Annotated in this window: 20 protein-coding genes; 10 read left to right on the top strand and 10 right to left on the bottom strand. The window is 63.0% G+C overall.

Annotation, left to right across the window (positions count from 1 at the left end; all coding sequences use genetic code 11):
- Window positions 1–4: 4 nt before the first annotated feature.
- The 6 genes from ACWGTI_RS02570 to ACWGTI_RS02545 form a co-directional block, all read right to left on the bottom strand.
- The gene (locus ACWGTI_RS02570; protein ID WP_454585659.1) at window positions 5–1,915 is read right to left on the bottom strand and encodes an ATP-binding protein; all 1,911 of its coding nucleotides are present in this window, start codon (window positions 1,913–1,915) and stop codon (window positions 5–7) included.
- Window positions 1,916–1,939: 24 nt separating this feature from the next.
- Window positions 1,940–3,085: a hypothetical protein gene (locus ACWGTI_RS02565; protein WP_454577242.1), complete on the bottom strand. Its 1,146-nt coding sequence runs from the start codon at window positions 3,083–3,085 to the stop codon at window positions 1,940–1,942.
- 27 nt (window positions 3,086–3,112) lie between these two features.
- Window positions 3,113–4,201 (bottom strand): hypothetical protein, encoded by a 1,089-nt coding sequence (locus ACWGTI_RS02560; protein ID WP_454585658.1) that lies wholly within the window; start codon window positions 4,199–4,201, stop codon window positions 3,113–3,115.
- Between the two features lie 320 nt (window positions 4,202–4,521).
- Window positions 4,522–4,905 (bottom strand): c-type cytochrome, encoded by a 384-nt coding sequence (locus ACWGTI_RS02555; protein ID WP_454585657.1) that lies wholly within the window; start codon window positions 4,903–4,905, stop codon window positions 4,522–4,524.
- Between the two features lie 83 nt (window positions 4,906–4,988).
- Window positions 4,989–6,173, bottom strand: a complete 1,185-nt coding sequence (locus tag ACWGTI_RS02550) for a glycosyltransferase (protein WP_454585656.1) — start codon at window positions 6,171–6,173, stop codon at window positions 4,989–4,991.
- Between the two features lie 14 nt (window positions 6,174–6,187).
- Window positions 6,188–6,799 carry a thymidine kinase gene (locus ACWGTI_RS02545; RefSeq protein WP_112561118.1) on the bottom strand — a complete coding sequence of 204 codons (612 nt, stop codon included), beginning with the start codon at window positions 6,797–6,799 and terminating at the stop codon, window positions 6,188–6,190.
- 238 nt (window positions 6,800–7,037) lie between these two features.
- Between ACWGTI_RS02545 and ACWGTI_RS02540 the strand changes: the two genes are divergently transcribed.
- The 4 genes from ACWGTI_RS02540 (at window position 7,038) to ACWGTI_RS02525 (ending at window position 10,450) form a co-directional block, all read left to right on the top strand.
- Window positions 7,038–7,973 carry a choline ABC transporter substrate-binding protein gene (locus ACWGTI_RS02540; RefSeq protein ID WP_454585655.1) on the top strand — a complete coding sequence of 312 codons (936 nt, stop codon included), beginning with the start codon at window positions 7,038–7,040 and terminating at the stop codon, window positions 7,971–7,973.
- Between the two features lie 137 nt (window positions 7,974–8,110).
- Window positions 8,111–8,965, top strand: a complete 855-nt coding sequence (gene choW / locus ACWGTI_RS02535) for a choline ABC transporter permease subunit (protein ID WP_454577247.1) — start codon at window positions 8,111–8,113, stop codon at window positions 8,963–8,965.
- Window positions 8,962–10,143 carry a choline ABC transporter ATP-binding protein gene (gene choV, locus ACWGTI_RS02530; protein ID WP_454585654.1) on the top strand — a complete coding sequence of 394 codons (1,182 nt, stop codon included), beginning with the start codon at window positions 8,962–8,964 and terminating at the stop codon, window positions 10,141–10,143. Before choW ends, choV begins: the two co-directional genes overlap by 4 nt.
- A gap of 16 nt (window positions 10,144–10,159) precedes the next feature.
- A complete protein-coding gene (locus tag ACWGTI_RS02525) occupies window positions 10,160–10,450 on the top strand; it encodes a hypothetical protein (RefSeq protein ID WP_162712078.1) in 291 nt (96 codons plus the stop codon).
- A 39-nt stretch (window positions 10,451–10,489) separates the two neighbouring features.
- Here the strand turns inward: ACWGTI_RS02525 and ACWGTI_RS02520 are convergent, their stop codons facing one another.
- Window positions 10,490–12,520, bottom strand: coding sequence for a transcriptional regulator (locus tag ACWGTI_RS02520; RefSeq protein ID WP_454585653.1), 2,031 nt, complete (start codon window positions 12,518–12,520; stop codon window positions 10,490–10,492).
- Window positions 12,521–12,721: 201 nt separating this feature from the next.
- On the opposite strand from ACWGTI_RS02520, the gene ACWGTI_RS02515 reads away from it, so the two are divergent.
- Entirely contained in the window at window positions 12,722–13,807 is a 1,086-nt protein-coding gene (locus tag ACWGTI_RS02515; RefSeq protein ID WP_454585652.1) for a PLP-dependent cysteine synthase family protein, read from the top strand.
- 19 nt (window positions 13,808–13,826) lie between these two features.
- Entirely contained in the window at window positions 13,827–15,302 is a 1,476-nt protein-coding gene (locus ACWGTI_RS02510) for a pyridoxal phosphate-dependent decarboxylase family protein (RefSeq protein WP_454585651.1), read from the top strand.
- Between the two features lie 27 nt (window positions 15,303–15,329).
- Here the strand turns inward: ACWGTI_RS02510 and ACWGTI_RS02505 are convergent, their stop codons facing one another.
- The 3 genes from ACWGTI_RS02505 to ACWGTI_RS02495 form a co-directional block, all read right to left on the bottom strand.
- Complete coding sequence (locus ACWGTI_RS02505; RefSeq protein WP_454585650.1) at window positions 15,330–15,746, bottom strand: YciI family protein; 417 nt, start codon at window positions 15,744–15,746, stop codon at window positions 15,330–15,332.
- Between the two features lie 94 nt (window positions 15,747–15,840).
- Window positions 15,841–17,250, bottom strand: a complete 1,410-nt coding sequence (locus ACWGTI_RS02500) for an ATP-binding protein (RefSeq protein WP_454585649.1) — start codon at window positions 17,248–17,250, stop codon at window positions 15,841–15,843.
- Window positions 17,247–17,963: a response regulator gene (locus ACWGTI_RS02495; RefSeq protein WP_454585648.1), complete on the bottom strand. Its 717-nt coding sequence runs from the start codon at window positions 17,961–17,963 to the stop codon at window positions 17,247–17,249. Before ACWGTI_RS02495 ends, ACWGTI_RS02500 begins: the two co-directional genes overlap by 4 nt.
- A gap of 259 nt (window positions 17,964–18,222) precedes the next feature.
- On the opposite strand from ACWGTI_RS02495, the gene ACWGTI_RS02490 reads away from it, so the two are divergent.
- From ACWGTI_RS02490 to clpS, 4 genes are all read left to right on the top strand, one after another.
- The gene (locus ACWGTI_RS02490; protein ID WP_454577256.1) at window positions 18,223–18,525 is read left to right on the top strand and encodes a hypothetical protein; all 303 of its coding nucleotides are present in this window, start codon (window positions 18,223–18,225) and stop codon (window positions 18,523–18,525) included.
- 37 nt (window positions 18,526–18,562) lie between these two features.
- Complete coding sequence (locus ACWGTI_RS02485) at window positions 18,563–18,817, top strand: hypothetical protein (RefSeq protein ID WP_454577257.1); 255 nt, start codon at window positions 18,563–18,565, stop codon at window positions 18,815–18,817.
- Window positions 18,818–18,969: 152 nt separating this feature from the next.
- Window positions 18,970–19,317 (top strand): hypothetical protein, encoded by a 348-nt coding sequence (locus ACWGTI_RS02480; RefSeq protein WP_454585647.1) that lies wholly within the window; start codon window positions 18,970–18,972, stop codon window positions 19,315–19,317.
- A 132-nt stretch (window positions 19,318–19,449) separates the two neighbouring features.
- Window positions 19,450–19,755, top strand: a complete 306-nt coding sequence (gene clpS, locus ACWGTI_RS02475; RefSeq protein ID WP_181061326.1) for an ATP-dependent Clp protease adapter ClpS — start codon at window positions 19,450–19,452, stop codon at window positions 19,753–19,755.
- Window positions 19,756–19,902: the final 147 nt, after the last annotated feature.

The raw sequence follows: 19,902 nt of genomic DNA, 5'->3' as shown, positions 1-19,902 counted from the left end.
CAACTCACGCATTCCAGAGCCCCTTTTTCTTCATCTCCTCCATCTCACGACCCGCGCGTTCACGCAGCCTCGCGTCGCGCAGCAGTTTTTCCACCGCGGCGTCGTCGGATTTGTCGGAATAGCGGAACTCGGAATCGGCGTAGCGGTTGATCTCCTGCATCACCATGTCCATCGAGAACGGACCACGCAGTTCCTCGATCATGGCTTTCTTCTCGTCATAGCCCTTGTGCATGAAGGCTTCCGGCTTCTCGAACCAGTCGTCCGGCAATTCGATGTCCATGGCGCGCATCTTGATGGCGTCGGTGACGTTCTTGATGGCGCGGCCGGTGAAGCGCGGTTCGGCATCCTTGATCAGGTGCAGATAGGTGCCGATGTCGGCCATCGATTGCGGCGCGCCATTTTCCTTCATGTAGCGCTCATAGACCTTCATCAGCCCGTCTTCCTGCGGCTTCTCATGCTCCTCATAGGCTTCGGTCACGGCGCGCTGGATTTCCTGCGCGGCGTAAAGCTTGTGGTCGCCAAGCGGGATCTTGTGGTTCTTGCCCGCGAGCAGCACGAAGATGTCGATATAGTCGTCACGGCTCTGCGGCCCGTCGACCAGCCAGCGGGCGCCGGCGCGCTGGCGCAGCGCGTCGTCGACATTTTCGGGATAGTTGGAAAACATGCCGAAGGAGCAGTTGCCGCGCACCACCGTGCCGGCTCCGGCGAAGGCATCCATCAAAACGCCGGTGATTTCCTGCTGGCCGGCCGAGGCGCGGTCGTCGGAGCGGCGTGCCGCCACCTGGTCGATATCGTCGATTGTGCCGAAGCCGATGATGCGCGGGTTCAAGACATTGTTGATGAACTGGCGGCAGTTCTGGCCGGATTTGCCCTGGTAGGACGAGATCTGGTCGACGCCGAAATTCTCATAAGCGAAAGGATATCCGGCGACCTGGCAATAGCCGTTGACGAGGCCGGCGATCATCTGGATCAGCGTCGTTTTGCCGGTACCGGGCGCGCCGTCGCCGATGAAGGTGAAGAGGAATCCGCCGAGCTCGACAAACGGGTTCAGCTCGCGCTCGAAATCATAGGCCATCAGCATCTTGGCGAGCTTGACCGACTGGTATTTGGCGATGTGGTTGCCGACGACCTCTTCCGGCTTCTTGAAGGTCATCACCAGCGGTTTCGAGCGCTTGCCCGGCGCGACATCGAAACCGTCGAGGGTGAAATTGTCGGCGTCGATGCGGATATGGGCGTTTTCGAACGGACCGATGCCGTCGAAGCGGCCTTTGCGCGCCAGCAGACCGTCTATAGCGACGCGCGCGAAAGCACGTGCCCGCGTCGTCAGGTCGCCATCATCCTTGGAGCCCGCAATCGCCTTGTCGAGGCCGGCGACGATCGACTTCACCGCATCCTGAGGTGTGTCGAACAGGAAGTCCGGCTCGGGGATGTCGTTGGGCCCCTCGCCGTCGCTGTCGATCAGCTGGAACAAATAGGAGGCAAGGCTGAAGGCTGAAACGTAAGCCGAGGCTGACAGAAGCTTCTTGAAAGTGGCGGCTTCGTCGCCTTCCAGCGGCGCGCGGGTGTTCTTGGCCTGCAGGCTCTCGAGGTCTGAGCCCTCTGCAAAAACGTCGGAGATGGCGAGCGCAATGGCCAGGCCACGCCGGGCGCGATAGAGCAGCGTGTGCTGCGGGATGCTCATCAGCTGGTCGTCGGGATGAATGACGGCGACGGTCTTGGTCAGCTCGACCTCGCGCGTGCGCCGCACCGAGCCGACCGAGACGGTCGAGACGAAGCGGCGGTTGGTGCCGGCCAGTGCTGTGCCGGATTCGCGCGAAGGGTCTTCCAGAACGACGACGCGGGTGATGAAGCTCTGCGCCGTGGCGCGGTGCTTTTCGATCGCCGCTTCCGGGATGGTGGTCAGGCCGGTGTCCATGAAGGATGCTCCGTGGTGTGACGGTCAGACGTCTGAGATGACCTGCCCGTTGGACAGGATGTGGACCTTGTAGCCGGAAAAGATCTTCTGTGCCTCCCCGGCGGCGTAGAGTGCCTGATAGGCTTCGTGCGGGATCAGCGCATGGTTCTCGTAGCTCGACACGCCCTGGCGCGCCGCTTCGAGATCGTCGGTGTTGATGAAGAATTCCTGCGTCGTCTTCTCGCTCGAAAACAGGCCTTTGCGTCCAGGTTTCTCGCCCTTGGAATAGACCTCCTGGATAGTCCAGGTGAGCAGCCAGGCATTTTCCGGCTTGCGCACCTTGGCCAGTACCTCCGTCACTGTCGAATTGTTGTCAGTAATGCCCGCGGAATAGAAGGGGCCAAGCACGACGCGACGCAACTGCTTGGGGTGCAGCGGCTCGAAATCCTTGTCTAGATTGACGGCAATCGTCGCCGGCGACAGCGTGTAGGCGGAATTCTTCTCGGTGAAATCGTCGAAGCGGTGAGCGAGCTCGGGATTGAGCAGGCCGTCGACGGGGAGCGGAATGTCGACCCGTTCGTTGAGCTTGCCGTTGCTGTCGACGAGCTGGCTGATCATGGCTTCGGAGGAATCCTCCACCGTCACCATGTAGACCAGCGGCAGGTTGGCGCTGCCGTCGAATGTCGCCCAGTGGACGAGGTAATAGGGCCGGAAGGTTTTTGGATTGACCGAGACCTTGGCTGTCTGCGCCAGCGAGAACGGGCCAAAAGTCTGCTCGCTCTTGACGTCCTCGAGATAGAGCCGCTCGGCCATCGACTTCTGCAGCGCTTCGGGGAATTCCTTGTGGCGCAGGATGAAGTCGGCCATTTCCTCGCGCAATTCGCCGGCCAGCGGAATGTTGGCCAGCCGTGCGTCGGCCTGGCGGCGATCGTTTTCCAGTTCGAGCAGGTTCTGGAAGACGGGATAGCCGCTGTCGGCGCGCGAAATCCGGAACGTGTCCATGAAGCCGAGACGGTTGCGCCAGCAGGAGAACGACTTGTCCAGCCGGGCAATGTATTCGGCGACGATCTTGGCGACGATGCCGTGCCGGTAAAGCGGCGAGCGGTCGTCGCGCATGAACACTTCAAGGCCGCTGAGTGCGGCCGTGATGGCGGAAAAATAGCGCGCCGCCGCTTCGTTTTCGGGAGTCATGCCGGTGTGCCCGCGTGCAGCCGCTCCTTACGACTGCACGTAGTTCGCCGAATTGTGCTTCTTCATCACGTCGTCGAAACGGCGGGCGAAGGCATCGTCGGCAAGCTTCTTGCGGCGCTGGATGTCGGCGCTGGCGACCATGTTCTTCTCGTGCATTTCGAGGAGATCGCCAATGTGCTTTTGCGAGGCGGCGCCAATGCCGGCCATGGTCTCTTCGGCGGTGTTGTCGACCTGGCTGCCCAGCGTGTTGATCTTGTGGGCGACGTCCTGCTGGGCGGCGGTCTTGAGCGAATCTTCGAGCGCCTTGTAGAGGACGATGCGCTGTTCGGTATCGATGGTCAGCTTGTTGATCAGCGTCGACTGCGCGGCAATCTGGTTGTTGAGCGAATCGACGAAGGTCTGGAACATCGAGGTGTAGCGCTCCAGCGTCTGGCTCTCGGCCAGCAGCTCCTGCTCCTTGGCCTGCTTTTCATTGTATTCGGTGGCCAGTTTCGAGCGCTCGCCCTCAAGCTGCGTGCGCTCCTTCTGGCTGGTCGACGCCGCGATCTTGTTCTCGATGTCGAGCAGCAGCGGATTGACCTCCTCGATGCGCTTCTGCACTGCTTCGAGGTTGGTCATCGTCACCTTGCGGCGCTCGATCACCTGCGACAGGCTGGCTTCGGAGGTCTTGTAGCGCTGGTCGAGGACCTCTTTCTGCGCCTTCAGGATGCCGACGATGGTGTCGGATTTGACCAGAAGCTCCTGCAGATTGCCGGCCAGCGACATGTTGCGGACACGGTCGGTGCGCATGCGCTGCTTGCGTTGCGCGGAGAAGACGCCGACGAAGCTTTCCCAGCCGGTGTAGTTCTTCATGCTCTCGAATTCGGTGCCGAAGACGTTGGTGGCGTCTTCCAGCCCGATGATCAGGTCGGCGATGTTGCCTTCCATCACTTTCTGCTGCTTCAGCACGTCCTCGATGCGGGCATTCTCGATGTCGAAATTGGCGTCACCGATCTTCTTGTCGGCGGTGGCCAGCGTGTCAAGCACGGTGCCGGACTGCTCGATCTTGGTGCGCATGTCCTGCACGACTTGCCTGGTCTTGGCAATTTCGGCATCGAAATTCTGCAATGTCGCCATAGGGGCCTCCCGCTTCGGCTTCCGGTCGCTGGCTGCGAACAGCGGCGAATATATGTGGGGCATCCAGGGATTGAAAGACGCAAGACAAGACCCGCCCCGAAAACAAAAAAATCTGTCATCGTCTTGAAAGTCAATGAAGGCGGGGTCATGGCGTGATTAATTGGCCGGCCACACATTGTTCAACTGTCATTGAACTTTGATGCTGGCAAAGCAGCCGATCTTCGCTGGCGCCGATGCCCTGAAATTCGGCAGAGAACTCAACCGGTTACAGGCGCGAGACAGCTGGCGAAAACCATCCGTCACGCTAAGCATCCAGCCGTTCAGGGCTTCGGATCGGCCTTCAGATAGGCGATGACGTTGGCGATGTCGTCGTCGCTGGTCAGGCCGGAGAACGCCATCTTGTTGCCGGGTACTTTCAGCTTGGGCGCGCTGAGATAGGCCTTGAGGCCGGCTTCGTCCCAGACGAGGCCGGCGGCGCCGGCATCCTTCATGGCCTGCGAATAGTTGAAATTCTCGGCTGTGCCTGCGGTGCGTCCGACGACACCGAGGAGATGCGGTCCGACCTTGTCGCGGTCGGTTGCCGCCTCGTGGCACGCCATGCAGCGGTAGAACACTTTCTTGCCGAGTGTGGCGTCGCCGCCGGCCTGCACGGCGATGATGCCGGCTAAGTAAAAAACGAACGCTGACGAAATGGCTCGAAGCATGGCGATCCCCGGCTGGCTCTGGCTGCGGGCAAAATAGGCTGCTGGGCCTTAACAAACGCCATAGGGCGTAGGGGATTGCCCTCTTATTCATTGGGGCGGAGCGGGATTGCCGCGATTGCCTGCCCGATCGCTTTTTCAATTGCCGCTGATGAGTGGTTGTCGCGCACGAAGGTGCGGCCGCTCTCCGCCATCTCAGCCGCCGCTTGCGGGCGTTTCGCAAGATCGACGAGTTTTGACGCCAGCTCGCCGGCATCGCTGCCTGACAGAAAATGCCTGCCCGCCTGCAGGCCGAGCCCTTCGACGGCCTTTTCGGTGGCGGCGACGACCAGGCCCGCTGCCATCGCCTCCAGCACTTTGATGCGGGTTCCGCCGCCGAAGCGCAGCGGGATCGGCGCATAGCCGGCGGCGCCGAGCAGGTCCGGTAGACAGGGCGGGTTTTCGATGAGCCTCAGCCCGTTTTTTGCGCAAGTCTGGCGCACGACATTGCCCGGGTTCCTGCCGGCGACGGTGATCGACCATGGCTGGCCGGAAGCGGCGAGGCGCGGCACCATTCTGCGGCCGATCTGCTTGACGGCGTCGATGTTGGGGAAATAGCCGAGATGGCCGATGAAGCACAGGCTGAGCTCACGGTACCGCTCGGGGCCAATCGGCAACGAGAGAACGCTCTCGTCCGGAATGGGGTTGGCGATGAGCCTGATGTCGTTGACCGGACCGAGAGCGGAAAGCAGCATCCCGTCGGTCCGCGAACAGACCCAGACCTGATCGGCGGCGGCCGCCGCACGCCTGTCGGCGTCGCGCGCCTGCGCTTTCTTGCGCCTGTTTTGGCGCCAGCCTCGAATTTGCTGCCACAGCGTCAGCCCAGCGATCCGGTCCGCCACCGTCCGGGAATCGATGTTATGCAGGTCAAGGACGGTGCGCGCGCGATGCTTCCGCGCCAGCGTCAGCAACTGCGCAAGCATGATCTCCTCGATAACCACCAGGTCGGGGTCGAATTGCCGCCACAGCGCATCCGCCTCGGCCAGTTCGTCGTCCGGTATGATGTGCATGGTCGGGTGGGGGCTACGCCTGTGCCAGGGATCCCGGCCACGCGCCGCCTCGATGATTCGGTGACGGATGTTCGGCGGCGTGGAAGGCGCCGGGGCGCCACTTAGGCTTACCGTCAGGACCTCGCCCATCAATGCCAAGGCACGCGCGTTGGCGGCGTTCCTGATCTCGGCGCCTGACACCGGCGGAAACGGGCAATCGACTGCGAACTGGAGAATTTTCATGTTGCCCCGGCCGTTCAGCCCCTTGTGAAGCCGATGAAGTCGTCTGGCGCGGCGCGGCCCATTTCCTCTTCCCAATGGCGGCGGCAGAGCGAGACATAGACGTCCTTGCCGATCGCCACCTGTTCGCCCTGTCTGGCCACCTTGCCGTCAGGGCCGAGACGCACGACCATAGTCGCCTTGCGGCCGCAGCGGCAGATGGTGCGCACTTCGCGCAGGTCGTCGGCGATCGCCAGAAGGGCACGCGAGCCGGAAAACAGATTGCCTTGGAAATCGGTGCGCAGACCGTAGCACATGACCGGGATGTTCAGCCGGTCGGCGATACGGGCAAGCTGCCAGACCTGCTCTTCCTCGAGGAACTGCGCCTCGTCGACGAAGATGCAATGCACCGTCGTGTGCTCATGGTGCTCGGCGACCCGGGCGTAGAGATCGTCGCCGTCGCGGAACATCTCGGCCTCGGTCTCCAGCCCTATGCGCGAGGAGATCAGCCCGGTGTCGCCCTTTCTGTAATGGCCGGCGACGAACAGCATCGTCGTCATGCCGCGTTCGCGATAGTTGTACGATGCTTGCAGGAGCATCGTCGTCTTGCCGGCATTCATCGTCGCATAGTGGAAGTAAAGCTTGGCCATGCCGCTCTTTTAAGCCGAGTTGGCGCAGCGCGGGGAGGGGGGCACCTCAGCATTTCATGGGAAAAGCCATCTGCCATCGAAAAAGCGGCAGGCGTGTCGCTGTTTGGCCAGTCCGCGCCGTTGATCGTGATTGCCTTAATGCTTGAAACCACACCAGAATGATGTTTGGCTGACGAAACAAGGCGGGCAGAGAAACCGTAACGACGCTTCGCCAAAGAATCACAATGGGAGACTACCAATGTCGCGTATGAACACCTTCGTCGCCGGCCTCGGTCTGGTGACTTTCCTGTCCACGAGCGCTGCTCTCGCCGGCGATCCGGAGAGCTGCAAGACAGTGCGCCTTTCCGATGTCGGCTGGACCGACATCCAGGCGACGACCGGCGTCGCTTCGGTGCTGCTCACCGCGCTCGGCTATGAGCCGCAGACGATCCAGCTGTCGGTGCCGGTGACCATGGCGTCGCTGAAAAACAAGGATCTCGACGTCTTCCTCGGCAACTGGATGCCGTCGATGACCAACGACATCAAGGACTACACCGCCGACGGTTCGGTCGAGACGATCAGCACCAACCTGACGGGCGCCGGCTACGGCATTGTCGTGCCGACCTATGTCGCTGACGCCGGCGTCAAGTCGCTGACCGATATCGGCAAGTTCAAGGACAAGTTCAACGGCAAGATCTATGGCATCGAGGCCGGCAATGACGGCAACCGCATCATCCTCGACATGATCAAGAACCCGAAGGACAATCTCGAAGGTTTCGAACTGGTCGAGTCCTCGGAAGCCGGCATGCTGACGCAGGCCGAGCAGTCGATGAAGAACAATGAGTGGATCGCCTTCCTCGGCTGGACGCCGCATCCGGTGATGGGCGCCATGAAGATCACCTATCTCGACGGCATGGGCGACAGTGGCTTCGGCGCCGCCACCGTCTACACCAATGTGCGCAAGGGCTACACCACCGAGTGCCCGAATGCCGGCAAGTTCATCGCCAACCTCAAGTTCAACCTGGACATGGAAGGCGAGATGATGGACGCGATCCTGAAGGGCGGCGACGCCAACACGGTCGCAGCCGACTGGCTGAAGAAGCACCCTGACGCGGTCGCGCCGTGGATTGCCGGCGTCACCACCTTCGATGGCGGCGATGCGGCGGCAGCGGTGAAGACCGCGCTCGGAAGCTGAGCCGACTGAATTCGGCAAAGCCGAACCAGGAAGGGCAGCCAATTTAGAAAGGGCTGCCCTTTTTCATATCCTGTGAGAAGATGACGTAACGACAGCAGAGGCCGGGGGCAGGCGGTCTCGCGCATGAGAGGGGCGATATGGATCCGATTTCGAAATTCATGGTCGATCACAAGATACCGATCGGCGCCTGGGGAAAGGCGTTCTTCGGTTTCCTCACCGACAATTTCGACACTGTGTTCAGGGCCTTTTCGAACGGCCTCAATTTCCTGCTAGACGGGCTGGTCGACATCCTGCTGGTAGTGCCGCCGGTGCTGCTGGCGCTGGTCGTCGCCATCATCGCCTGGCTGCTGCAGCGCTCGCGGCCGCTCGCCATCGGCGTCTTTCTTGGCCTGATCTTCATCATCAACCAGAACCTCTGGAAGCAGACGGTGCAGACGCTGGTGCTGGTCGTGGCCGCCGCCGCCATGGCGATGGCCATCGGCGTGCCGCTCGGCATCTGGGCCGCGCACAAGCCGAAGGTCTACCGCATCATGCTGCCGGTGCTCGACCTGATGCAGACGCTGCCAACCTTCGTCTACCTGATCCCGGTGCTGACGCTGTTCGGCCTCGGCAACGCGCCCGGCCTCATCGTCACCATCATCTTCGTCATCCCGACCGCGGTGCGGCTCACCCATCTCGGCGTCGTCTCGGTGCCGAAGTCGATCATCGAGGCGGGCGAGGCCTTCGGCGCCACCAAGCAGCAGCTGCTGTGGAAGGTCGAGCTGCCCTCGGCGCTGCCGACCATCATGGCCGGCCTGACGCAGTCGATCATGCTGTCGTTGTCGATGGTGGTGTTTGCAGCACTCATCGGCGCCGGCGGCCTCGGCACTGAAATCAACCGCGCGCTCGGCTCGCGCCGCATCGACCTCGGGCTCGAGGCGGGCCTCGCGATCGTCGTGCTCGCCATCGTGCTCGACCGGATGACGCGTATCGGCGTTGGAGGCAAGAAATGACCGTCGCTGTTGACTTCAAGAATGTCGATATCGTCTTCGGATCCGATCAGGCCGGTTCGCTTGCACTGATCGACGGCGGTGCCACGCGCGCCGAAATCCTCGAAAAGACCGGCAACGTGCTGGGCTGCGCGGGCGCCAGCCTGACCGTGCATGAGGGCGAGATCTCGGTGCTGATGGGCCTGTCCGGCTCCGGCAAGTCGACCCTGCTGCGGGCCGTCAATCGGCTCAATGTGGTGTCGCGCGGCCAGGTGTTGGTCAAGGACGGCGACAACATCGTCGATGTCGTGACCTGCGATCAGGCGACGCTGCGGCGGCTGCGCCAGAAGCAGGTGGCGATGGTATTCCAGCAGTTCGGCCTGCTGCCATGGCGCACGGTGGAGGAGAATGTCGGCCTCGGCCTCGAACTCGCCGGCGTGCCGGAACAGGAGCGCAAGGAGCGTGTGCATCGCCAGCTCAAGCTGGTCAATCTCGACCAGTGGGCGAAGAAATACGCGCATGAACTGTCCGGCGGCATGCAGCAGCGCGTCGGCCTGGCCCGCGCCTTCGCCACCGAGGCGCCGATCCTTTTGATGGACGAGCCGTTCTCGGCGCTCGATCCGCTGATCCGCACCAAGCTGCAGGACGAGTTGCTGCAGCTGCAGGCAGAGCTGAAGAAAACCATCATCTTCGTCAGCCACGATCTGGAAGAGGCGCTGAAGATAGGCAGCCACATCACCATCATGGAGGGTGGCCGCATCGTGCAGACCGGCGCGCCGGAAGACATCGTGCTGCGGCCCGCCAACGACTACGTCCGCGACTTCATCGCCAATGTGAACCCGTTGTCGGTGCTGACCGCCTGGAACGTGATGCGCGACCGTCGCGATCTCGAGCACGGCGATAACGGCTGGGTGTGGCTCGACCGGCGCAAGACGACGCGGTTCAAGATCGATGAGCACGGGCTGGTGGCGGCGGCCGAGCGCGACGGCAAACCGGCAGTGTGGGTGTCCTGCGCCGAGGTCGAGGCGCAGAAGGAAGAGACGGCGCAGGTGTTCTGGGCCAACCCCGGCACGTCGCTGAAGACGGTGATGCTGGCCATGCACCGCTCGCAGACGGCACCGGTGGCGCTGTTCGACGACCAGTCGCGCTTCGTCGGCGCCATTGGCATACGCGATGTGCTGAGCGCGGTGTTGCGGCGTTAGGCCGGCAACATCACCGATGAAACGGATTTTGACCTGGCTGTCGATGCCGCGGGCGGCGCAAGCGGCGCTCGGTTTGCTGATCGTGATTGCGATCCGCTCGAACCTGGAGTTCTTCCGCCTCGGAGGCGCGACCGCGTCGCCGCCCGGCAATGAGGAAGTCTTTTACATCGAAGGCTCGCTTGCTGCATCCATCGCCGCGCTTGTTGTTCTTGCCTTGCATGCGTTCGGACAACATCGCTGGGCAACCTTGTTCGCGGCAATTGTCATCATCGCCTTGCTGGCCTGGAAGATTGTTGCCGTTCCTTGACAGGCTGATACGGCGGCCAAGGCTGGCTGCTTTGCAGGTTCAGCTAAGCCCGATGCGCTTGGCGCCGAGCTTGTAGAGGGCTGTCGCGTCTGGGTCGAAGCGGAAGGTGCCGATGAAGTCGTCGGTGCTATAGTCCGGAAGCGTCTTGCGGATGGCGGCGGCGAAGGTTTTGGCCTCGTCGAGCCGTCCGGCCAGCGCCAGGCAATGGGCAGCGATCGACAGGATGATGACATGGGCATTGGGGCGGGCGGCAGCCTTCAGTGCCCAACCGGCCGCCTCGTCGAACTGGCCAAGCCGGACATGGGCCATGGCGCGTGCACCCAGCATGCCGAACAGCAACGGATCGAACGGCGACAGATGGCGCGAGTGATCCGACGATCCGATCGCGGCTTGCGGGTCGCCCGACTGCGACTGCACGAAGGAAAGCGCATAGTGGCCAAGCGCGAAATTGGGGCTGAGGTCGACAGCTCTTTCCAGCTCGACAAGCGATGCGTTGCCTTCGCCCCGCAGCCATAGCGCCCGACCCATCGCCCAGTGCGCGGCCGGATTGTGATCGTCGACCAACAGGCTCTGGCCGGCCGCCTCATAGGCAAGCGCGCTGTCCTGGTCGCGGTCGCCCCAGCGCTGAAAAGCGCTCTGCCAATGGGTGAAGGACAGGCCGGCATAGGCGCGTGCGAAGGTCGGATCCTGCCGTACGGCTATATCGAAGAAATGCCGGGCGAGGTCGTTTTCGTTGCGGGTGAAGCGATACATGTGCCAGAGGCCGCGATGGTAGGCCTCCCAGGCGTTGAGTGAATTGGGCGCCTTCAGCATGGCGCGGTTGCGTTCGACCGTCTCGATCTCGGATGAGATGGAGGCCACGATGCTGTTGCCGATATCGTCGAGGATCGCGAAGATGTCGTCGGGCCTGCGCTCGAAGGTCTCGGCCCAGACGATCCTGGCCGTGCGCACCTCGACAAGCTCGACGGTGACGATCAGGCGCCCTGTCACGCTGCGCACCGTACCGGTGGCGACATAGTCGACATTCAGCCGGCGACCGGCATCTTCCGGTGCGATGTTTTTCTCGGCCAGCGCGAAGACCGAGCCACGGGCGATGACGAAGAAATCCCTGAGCTTGGCCAGGCGGGTGATGATGTCGTGGGTGAAGCCGTCGGCCAACCCGCCGCGAATGCCGCTGCCGGCGTCTTCGGCGAACGGCATCACGGCAAGCGAAGCCTTGTGCGGTGTCGAGGGCTCGGCACCGGCAAGCATGATCGGCGCCTGTTTCGCAGCCGGCGCCGTTACCGCCTGTGCCGGCAAAGTCGCGCAGTGACGTTCCGCGCGAATGGCCAGCCACGCCTGGCGCACCGGGCCGAAATCCAGCTCTTCCGACTGAAACAGCTGCGCTGCTGCTGCCAGATGGTCCTCGCAGGCGCCGAACTGACCGCGCCGCGCCAGCCTTGCCAGAAGCGCGATGTGGGCGCAGCTGTCGAACGGGGTCAATTCCAACCATTTTTCCAGATGGGAGGAGACGTCTTCGGAATCGGCCGGGAGCGTCTTGACCAGATGTTCCAGTATGGCCGCGTGGCAGGATCCGAAACGACGGCGTTGCGCGGTCAGCCAGCTGTTGAAGAGCGGGCTGCGGTCGATCTCCAGCCCCTCCAGGAAATCGCCGACGAAGAGCTTTGACAGCGCCTGCAGTCGCTCGGGGTCGAGCGTTTCTATGCCTGCGGCTGTCGCAGCCACGACATCCAGCACGTCGACCGAAATACCGTCGAGATCAAGCGCGATCGTATCATCAGCGGTTTCGATCCTGCGTCGCCCCGGCTCGTCGAGAGCAGCCCGCAATTTGCTGAGGCACCAGCGCAGCTCACCTCTGGGGTCATTTGGGACATCCCACAGCAATTCGCACAGCTTGCCACGTCCGACCGGGTGGGGCGCCAGCACCAGATAGGCCAGCAGCGCGCGCAACTTGCGCGATGCCGGCAGGACCACCGGGACGCCGTCGCGCGCAATCGTCGGCGGCCCAAACAGGCGCACGCTAAGACCTTGACGGCTGCTCTCCACGCTCGATTCCACGTCGGATACCACGCCTTCTCCCACGCTGGCCCGCCGGCCCCTGCTTTATCACCGAACACGACAAAGTGCACCCGGCTTGCAAATTTGCGCGCCGGATGTGGGGTTTACCACATTGCGGCACGTCAAAGACCTGTAGTGCGGCAAGGTGTCGAAACCTCGCCGCCCAAACCGCCGGTGTGTAACCGGCCCGTGAGCAAAACCAGGAGTTCATCCATGTTGCACAAGCAGAAAATCAGAACCACGGCCGGCCGCGGCCGCTTGTTCGACAGCATTTTGGACACGGTCGGCGACACGCCGGTCATCCGTGTCAACAATCTCGGTCCGGGGCACGCCACCATCTACGTCAAGGCCGAGTTCTTCAATCCGGCGGCGTCGGTGAAGGACCGGCTGGCGCTCAACATCATCGAAGAAGGCGAGCGCACCGGCGCGCTCAAGCCGGGACAGACCATCGTCGAGGCGACCAGCGGCAACACCGGCATCGGCCTTGCCATGGTCTGCGCGCAGAAGGGCTATCCGCTCGTGGTGACGATGGCCGACAGCTTTTCGGTCGAGCGCCGCAAGCTGATGCGCATGCTGGGCGCCAGGGTGGTGCTGACGCCTCGCGCCGAAAAGGGTTTCGGCATGTACAAGAAAGCGATGGAACTGGCTGAAGCCAATGGCTGGTTCCTGGCCCGCCAGTTCGAGACCAAGGCCAACGCCGACATTCATGAAGCAACGACGGGACGCGAGATCGTCAACGATTTCGCCGGCTCTCGGCTCGACTATTTCGTCACCGGTTATGGCACTGGCGGCACCGTCGCCGGCGTGGCGCGTGTGCTGCGCCGCGAGCGGCCTGAGACCAAAATCGTGCTCACCGAGCCCGCCAACGCGCAGCTTGTCGGCAGCGGCAAGCCGCAGGTGCGCGGCGCCGGTGGCGCGCCGGCCGCCAGCCATCCGGCCTTCGAGCCACACCCGATCCAGGGCTGGACGCCGGATTTCATCCCTGATGTCCTGCAGGAAGCGATCGATGGCAACTTCTATGACGAGGTGATGCCGATCGCCGGGCCGGAGGGCATGAAATGGGCCAAGGCGCTGGCGCAGCAGGAGGGCATCTTCACCGGCATTTCCGGCGGTTCGGCTTTCGCCGTCGCGCGCCAGATCGCCGGCACGGCGCCGGCCGGTTCGGTGATCCTGTGCATGCTTCCCGATACCGGGGAACGCTACATGACGACGCCGCTGTTCGAGGGCATCGAGGCTGAGATGAATGCGGAAGAGCTCGCTCTCTCCCGCTCGACGCCCGGCTGCCAGTTCCCAGCATGATGGCGCGGGAGCAATCTGCATGGACGCGATGCCTGGACATTCGGCCGCAAGCACCGAGGAAACGCTTGACCCCTCGGACTGGGCCGATGTGCAGATCCTGTCGCATCGGATCGTTGACGATGCCGTCGCTTACCTGCGGGACGTCAGGGAACGGCCGGTGTGGCAGGAGATGCCTGGAGATGTGAGGGACTTCTTCACCGGCTCCCTGCCGCAGTTGCCGACGCCGCTTGCCGACATCTATGGCGATGTCGTGGACAAGGTGATGCCCTATCCGATGGGCAACATCCATCCGCGCTTCTGGGCCTGGTATATGGGGTCGAGCAATTTTACGGGCGCGCTCGGCGATTTCCTGGCGGCAATCCAGGGCTCCAACCTCGGCGGCGGCAACCATGCCGCCGCCCTGATGGACAGCCAGGTGGTCGACTGGTGCAAGCAGATGACGGGCATGCCGGCCTCGGCCAGCGGCACATTGGTCAGCGGCGGCTCGATGGCCAACATCATCGGGCTGACCGTGGCGCGCAACACCAAGGCCGGCATCGACGTGCGCGAGCACGGCGTTGCGGCCATCGAAAAGCCGTTGCGCTTCTATGGCTCGGACCAGATCCATTCCTGTCATCGCAAGGGGATGGAAGCGCTCGGCCTCGGCAACAGGGCGCTGCGCCGCATTGCCAGCGATGCCAGCCTGCGCATCGACATTAGGGCATTGCGGGCGGCGATTGCCGAAGACCGCGCGGCCGGGTTCAAGCCGGCATGCATCATCGGCAATGCCGGCACGGTGAACACCGGCGCGATCGACGATCTGCGGGCGCTGGCCAAGCTGGCGCATGAGGAAGACATGTGGTTCCACGTCGACGGCTGCATCGGTGCGTTGATCGCGATTGCGCCTGAGAATGCCCACCGCGTCGGCGGCCTCGAATGGGCCGATTCCATCGCGCTCGATCCGCACAAATGGCTGCATGCGCCGTTCGAGGCGGGCTGCGCGCTGGTCAGGGATGCTTCGGCGCATCGCACAACCTTTGCGGTGACGCCGGAATATCTGGAATCGACGCCGCGCGGCCTTGCCTCGGGGCAATGGCTGCACGACTACGGCCTGCAGACGTCACGCGGCTTCAAGGCACTTAAAGTGTGGATGGCGCTGCGGGAACACGGCGTCGAGAAATTCGGCCGCCTGATCGACCAGAACATTGCGCAAGGGCACTACCTCTCGAGCCTGATCGAGGCCGAACCGGCGCTCGAGCTGGCGGCGCCGACCAGCATCAACATCGTCTGCTTCCGCTATCGCGCGGAAAGGCTCGATGGCGAGCGCGCGAAGGCGCTCAACACCGAGATCATGCTGCGGCTGCAGGAAGACGGCATCGCCGCCATTTCCGATACGACGGTGCAGGGCCGGCATTGCCTCAGGGTGGCGATCAACAACCACCGCACCCGGCGCGAGGACCTCGACCTGCTGGTCGCCGAAATGGTTCGCCTGGGCAATGAGATCGCGTCTGCGTGACCGGCCACGGGGTCAGCCAGTCGGCTCTCAGCCGCTGGCGGCCTCCTTGAAATCGCCCCTGCCTGATCCTTCCGTGACGGGAAACGTCACGCCGGGAAGGTAGAATGTGATCGGGCGGATTTCGTAGACTGCCGAAGGGTTCACGCGACGCAAGTCGCGCGCAGCTGCAATCGCTGCCTCCTGCGTGGCGCAGTCGAGGACATAAAGACCCAGCAATTGTTCCTTGGTCTCAGCAAACGGCCCGTCGATGACGATGCCGTCTCCCGGACCGCGCAGCGTGACGGCGTTGGCCGTCGCGCCCAGTCTTGCCGCCGGCCCGAGCTTGCCGTCCCGGGTCAGCCTTGCATTGACCTCGAGCAGGTCGTGCATCAGCGCCGCATCCTGCTGCGGCGTCAGGGACTGGATGGTCTGTTCGACGTGATAGGCCAGGATGGCATAAAACATGCGGCGATCTCCTCCTGTTCGAGCGGCCGCACTATTGCAAGGTTGGGTTGGCTGATCCAGCCCCTGGTGCATACCGAGACGATAGTCTGCTGCCTTATGCTGTCAGCGGCAGGCTGAGTTCCGTCAGCAGGCCGCCGCCGGGATGATTGGACAGGTTGACTTCGCCGCCGGCGGCACGCGCAATGTTGCGGGCAATGGTCAGGCCGAGGCCAAGGCCACCGGTCTGCCGGTTGCGCGACTGCTCCAGCCGCACGAACGAGCCGAACACCTGGTCGAGCTGCGCCTGCGGTATGCCCGGCCCCTCGTCGCGGATGACCAGCGTGATCGTGCCGTCGGACTGGCGCAGGCTCAGATGCGCCTTCTTGCCGTAGGTCACGGCATTCTGGACCAGATTGTTGACGCAGCGCTTGAGCGCCACCGGCCGCGCCATGCAGATCATGCCACGCGGCCTTGCGCCGTCATGGTCGAACGAGACGTCCTCGAAACCGTCGGCGATCGATTCCACCAGCGACCAGAAATCGATCCGCTCGCTCTTTTCCTCGGTGACCTCGAAGGTGGCGAAGTCGATGACGGAGCTGGCAATGCTCTCGATGTCGGCGAGGTCGTGGGCCAGCGCCTCGCGCGCCGTCGATTTGCGCAACAGTTCCAGGCGCAGCCGCATGCGGGTCAGCGGCGTGCGCAGATCGTGGGCGAGCGCCGCCGCAAGATGCTCGCGGTCCTCGACATAGTCGCGCAGCCGGACCTGCATGGCGTTGACGGCTTTGGCCGCGGCACGGATTTCGCGGCTGCCGGTCTCGGCGATCGGCGGGCTCTTCAGATCGGTGCCGATCCGATTGACTGCCGTTTCCATCATCCGGTAGGGCGCCGTCAGCCGGCGCAGCGACCAGATCGACATGATCACCACCAGTCCGGCGATCAGCGAATAGAGCGGCAGGCTGTCGAAGCTCAGTATCGGTCCGACCGGCGTGTTGGGCTCGGTGAAATTCAGCCATTGGCCGTCGGCAAAGCGGACCGATGCCGTGAGCTTGTCGCTCTGGGCAAAGCTTGCCGCCAGTCCCAGGAGATCACGCTCCACCGCGCCGACATCCTTGGTGAGCACCACGCCGCCAGGCGCGTTGGCTGCCTGCGATGCCGGATCGCGCCGCACGCGTGCGTCGGTGATGCCGAATTTCGACAGCCGCCCGACCAGGATGTCCTCGAGCTCGGCCAGTTCGTCGTCGCCGGCGATCGATGAGGTGACGGCGGGCGTGTCCGAAACGGTGAGCGCATAGGTGGCGTTGAACAAGCCGGAAGCCGTCAGCTTGCGCTGCTCTGGCGTGTCGTCGTGCATCAGCTGCACCAGCGAATAGGCGCGGTCGTTCAGCCGGTAGAGATCGACCTCGTCATTGGCGACGGCACGGTCGCGCGAGACGATATAGAGCGTCGCGACCTGGCTGATCAGCAGGCCGGCAATGACAATGAGCAAAACCCAGACCGGCAGGGTTTGCGGCAGCAGGCGTCTCATTCGGAGGTGGTCTCGGGCAGGAACTGGTAGCCGCCGCTGCGCACGGTCAGGATCAGCTTGGGCGTCTTGGGGTCGTCTTCCATCTTGCGCCTGAGACGGCTGACCAGAATGTCGATGCTGCGGTCGAAGGAATAGTCGCTGTCCCCGCCGGAAAGCTCGATGAGCTGGTCTCGCGTAAGCACGCGCTGCGCACTTTTGACGAAGGTCTGCAAGAGGTTGAACTCAGCCATGGTCAGCTCAACCCTGACGTCGCCCGGCGCCATCAGCCGGCGGCGCGAACAGTCCATCGTCCAGCCGGCGAAATGGTAGATCTGCTTGGTGGTGGGGCGCTTCGGCTCGGCAGCAACATTTCGTCTCAGCACGGCACGGATGCGGGCCAGAAGCTCGCGCGGATCGAAGGGCTTCGGCACATAATCGTCGGCGCCCATCTCCAGCCCCACCACACGGTCGGTGGTCTCGGTGACTGCCGTCAGCATGATGATCGGCGTCGAGTAGCTGGCGCGCAGGTCGCGGCAGAGCTCCAGCCCGCTTTTCCCGGGTAGCATCACATCGAGAACGATCAGGTCGACCTGCGTGCGGCGCAGTATGTCTTCCATCTCGATGCCGTCGGCGGCAACCGTGGTGCGCATGCCGCGCTTCTGGAAAAATTCCTGAAGCAGGTCGCGAATGCCCTTGTCGTCGTCGACGATCAGTATGTGTGCATCGGATTTCACGGCGATCCTGTCATTGCTGGCGGGCCAGTCGGGCGGCCGCCCTTCGAGTCTGTTTTGGCGACGTCACCCACACGATAGAATTCTGGCCACATGTTGGCCAGCGGCGACGATCGCCTGCAGAGCCGATTTGCCAGAAACAATCCAGAAACAAAATTCTATATTCCGGAAAAACTTCCGAAAAAAATCAAAGGCATAAAGGGTGCCGTGGCGGTCAGGTCATCGGCTGCGACGCTAGTCTCCGGAGTAACGGACATTACCAATGCACAGGTTCACGATCAGCTTGATGGGTGCGCTGTTCAGCATTTCGCTCGTCACGGCCGCGATCGCAGCCTCCAGCGCAAAGGTGACGCCGATCACAAGGAGCGAGCGCTGCATCGATCTCAATCGCCAGGTAGACGAAGCCCTCGAAACCCATGCCGCGGCAACGCAGGTCACCGCGGCGAAAGCACTGCAAAGAAAGGGAAACCGGTTCTGCGCCAACAAGAAACAGGCGCAGGGTATCCGGATGCTCGCGAACGCTTTGAAGCTGCTTGGAGTGACACCGATCGACCCGGTTCAGTGACACTCAAACCGACCCGCACAAAAAAGGAAACGAAGCCATGAACAAGTCCATCCTCTCCGCTCTCGGTCTCGCAGTCGCTCTGGCCTTCTCGATGCCGGTTGTCAGCAACGCTGCTGCCACCACGACCGCTGCTCCGGCTGCTACGACCGCCACGACCGCTCCGGCTGCCGCGCCGATGAAGGCTGCTCCGAAGAAGGTCGCGATGAAGAAGGTCGTCAAGGCCTGCAAAGTGACCAAGACGCACCAGTGCCCGGTCAAGAAGGCCCCCAAGAAGGCCGCGAAGAAGGCCTGATCAGAGCGGGCCAACAGCCCTATCTGATAACAAGGCCGCTCCAGTCCCCCCGGCTGGAGCGGCCTTCTCATATCCGGCGAGCGCGATTCTCGCATCGATGGGTCCGACCGCCTTTAACCCGTTTGCAATGCCGGTCCGATAGGACAGCCAGCATGAAGAAGCGGCTTTCATCCATTCTGCGCTCGATGGCCATTGGCGGCCTTGTGGCCTCGGCTGTGGTCAGGGTGCTGATTCAGTTTTCCGCCAGCCCGGTGCCCGATCCGGTGAGCGGGCGCACCGAGCCGTCGCTGTTTGCGCCGGCCATCTCCAGCAACTGGCAATACATCGCACCATGGCAGAGCCTGCTGCTTGCCGTGCTCACCGTCGGCGCGCTGGCCTGCTTTGCCGGCTGGCTCGCTTTCGCCTGGATAGAGCGCAAGGCGGCCGGATCCAGGCCGGATGCGGCATCCACCGCCAGGCAATTCCATACCCGTCGCATCATCGACCGTCAGGGCCGTTGAACCGCAGCAGACAGTTCCTAAATTTGTGAACGGCAGCACTCCCGGGAAGCCGGTTTCGCGCGCCGATCAAAATGGACGACCGCTTTCCCCCATGACAAAGTGAGAGCGACCCTCGCGCGATGACGGTTCCCGATGCCTGAAATCACCTCGAAGCCCCGCACCAAGACCAAGCCGCAGACCGAGCGCCCGAAGCTCTACAAGGTCATCCTCATCAATGACGATTTCACGCCGCGTGAATTCGTGGTGACGGTGCTGAAGGGCGAGTTCAAGCTCAGCGAAGACCAGGCGCACCGGGTGATGATCACCGCGCACCAGCGCGGCGTCTGCGTCGTCGCGGTCTTCACCCGGGACGTCGCCGAGACCAAGGCGACGCGCGCCACCGATGCCGGCAAGGCCAAGGGCTATCCGCTGCTGTTTACGACGGAGCCGGAGGAGTAGGAGCCTTTCCCTTCCCCCCTGTGGGGGAAGGTGGATCGGCGCGCAGCGCCGAGACGGATGAGGGGTGTTCCAGGGAACGCCAACGTCTCACTCCGCTGGAACCCCCCTCATCCGTCGCCTTCGGCGACACCTTCTCCCACAGGGGGA

Source organism: Mesorhizobium sp. ArgA1 (assembly GCF_053714375.1).
Note: the sequence above shows the minus strand (reverse complement) of the source record. Positions and strands in the feature narration are given on the sequence as shown.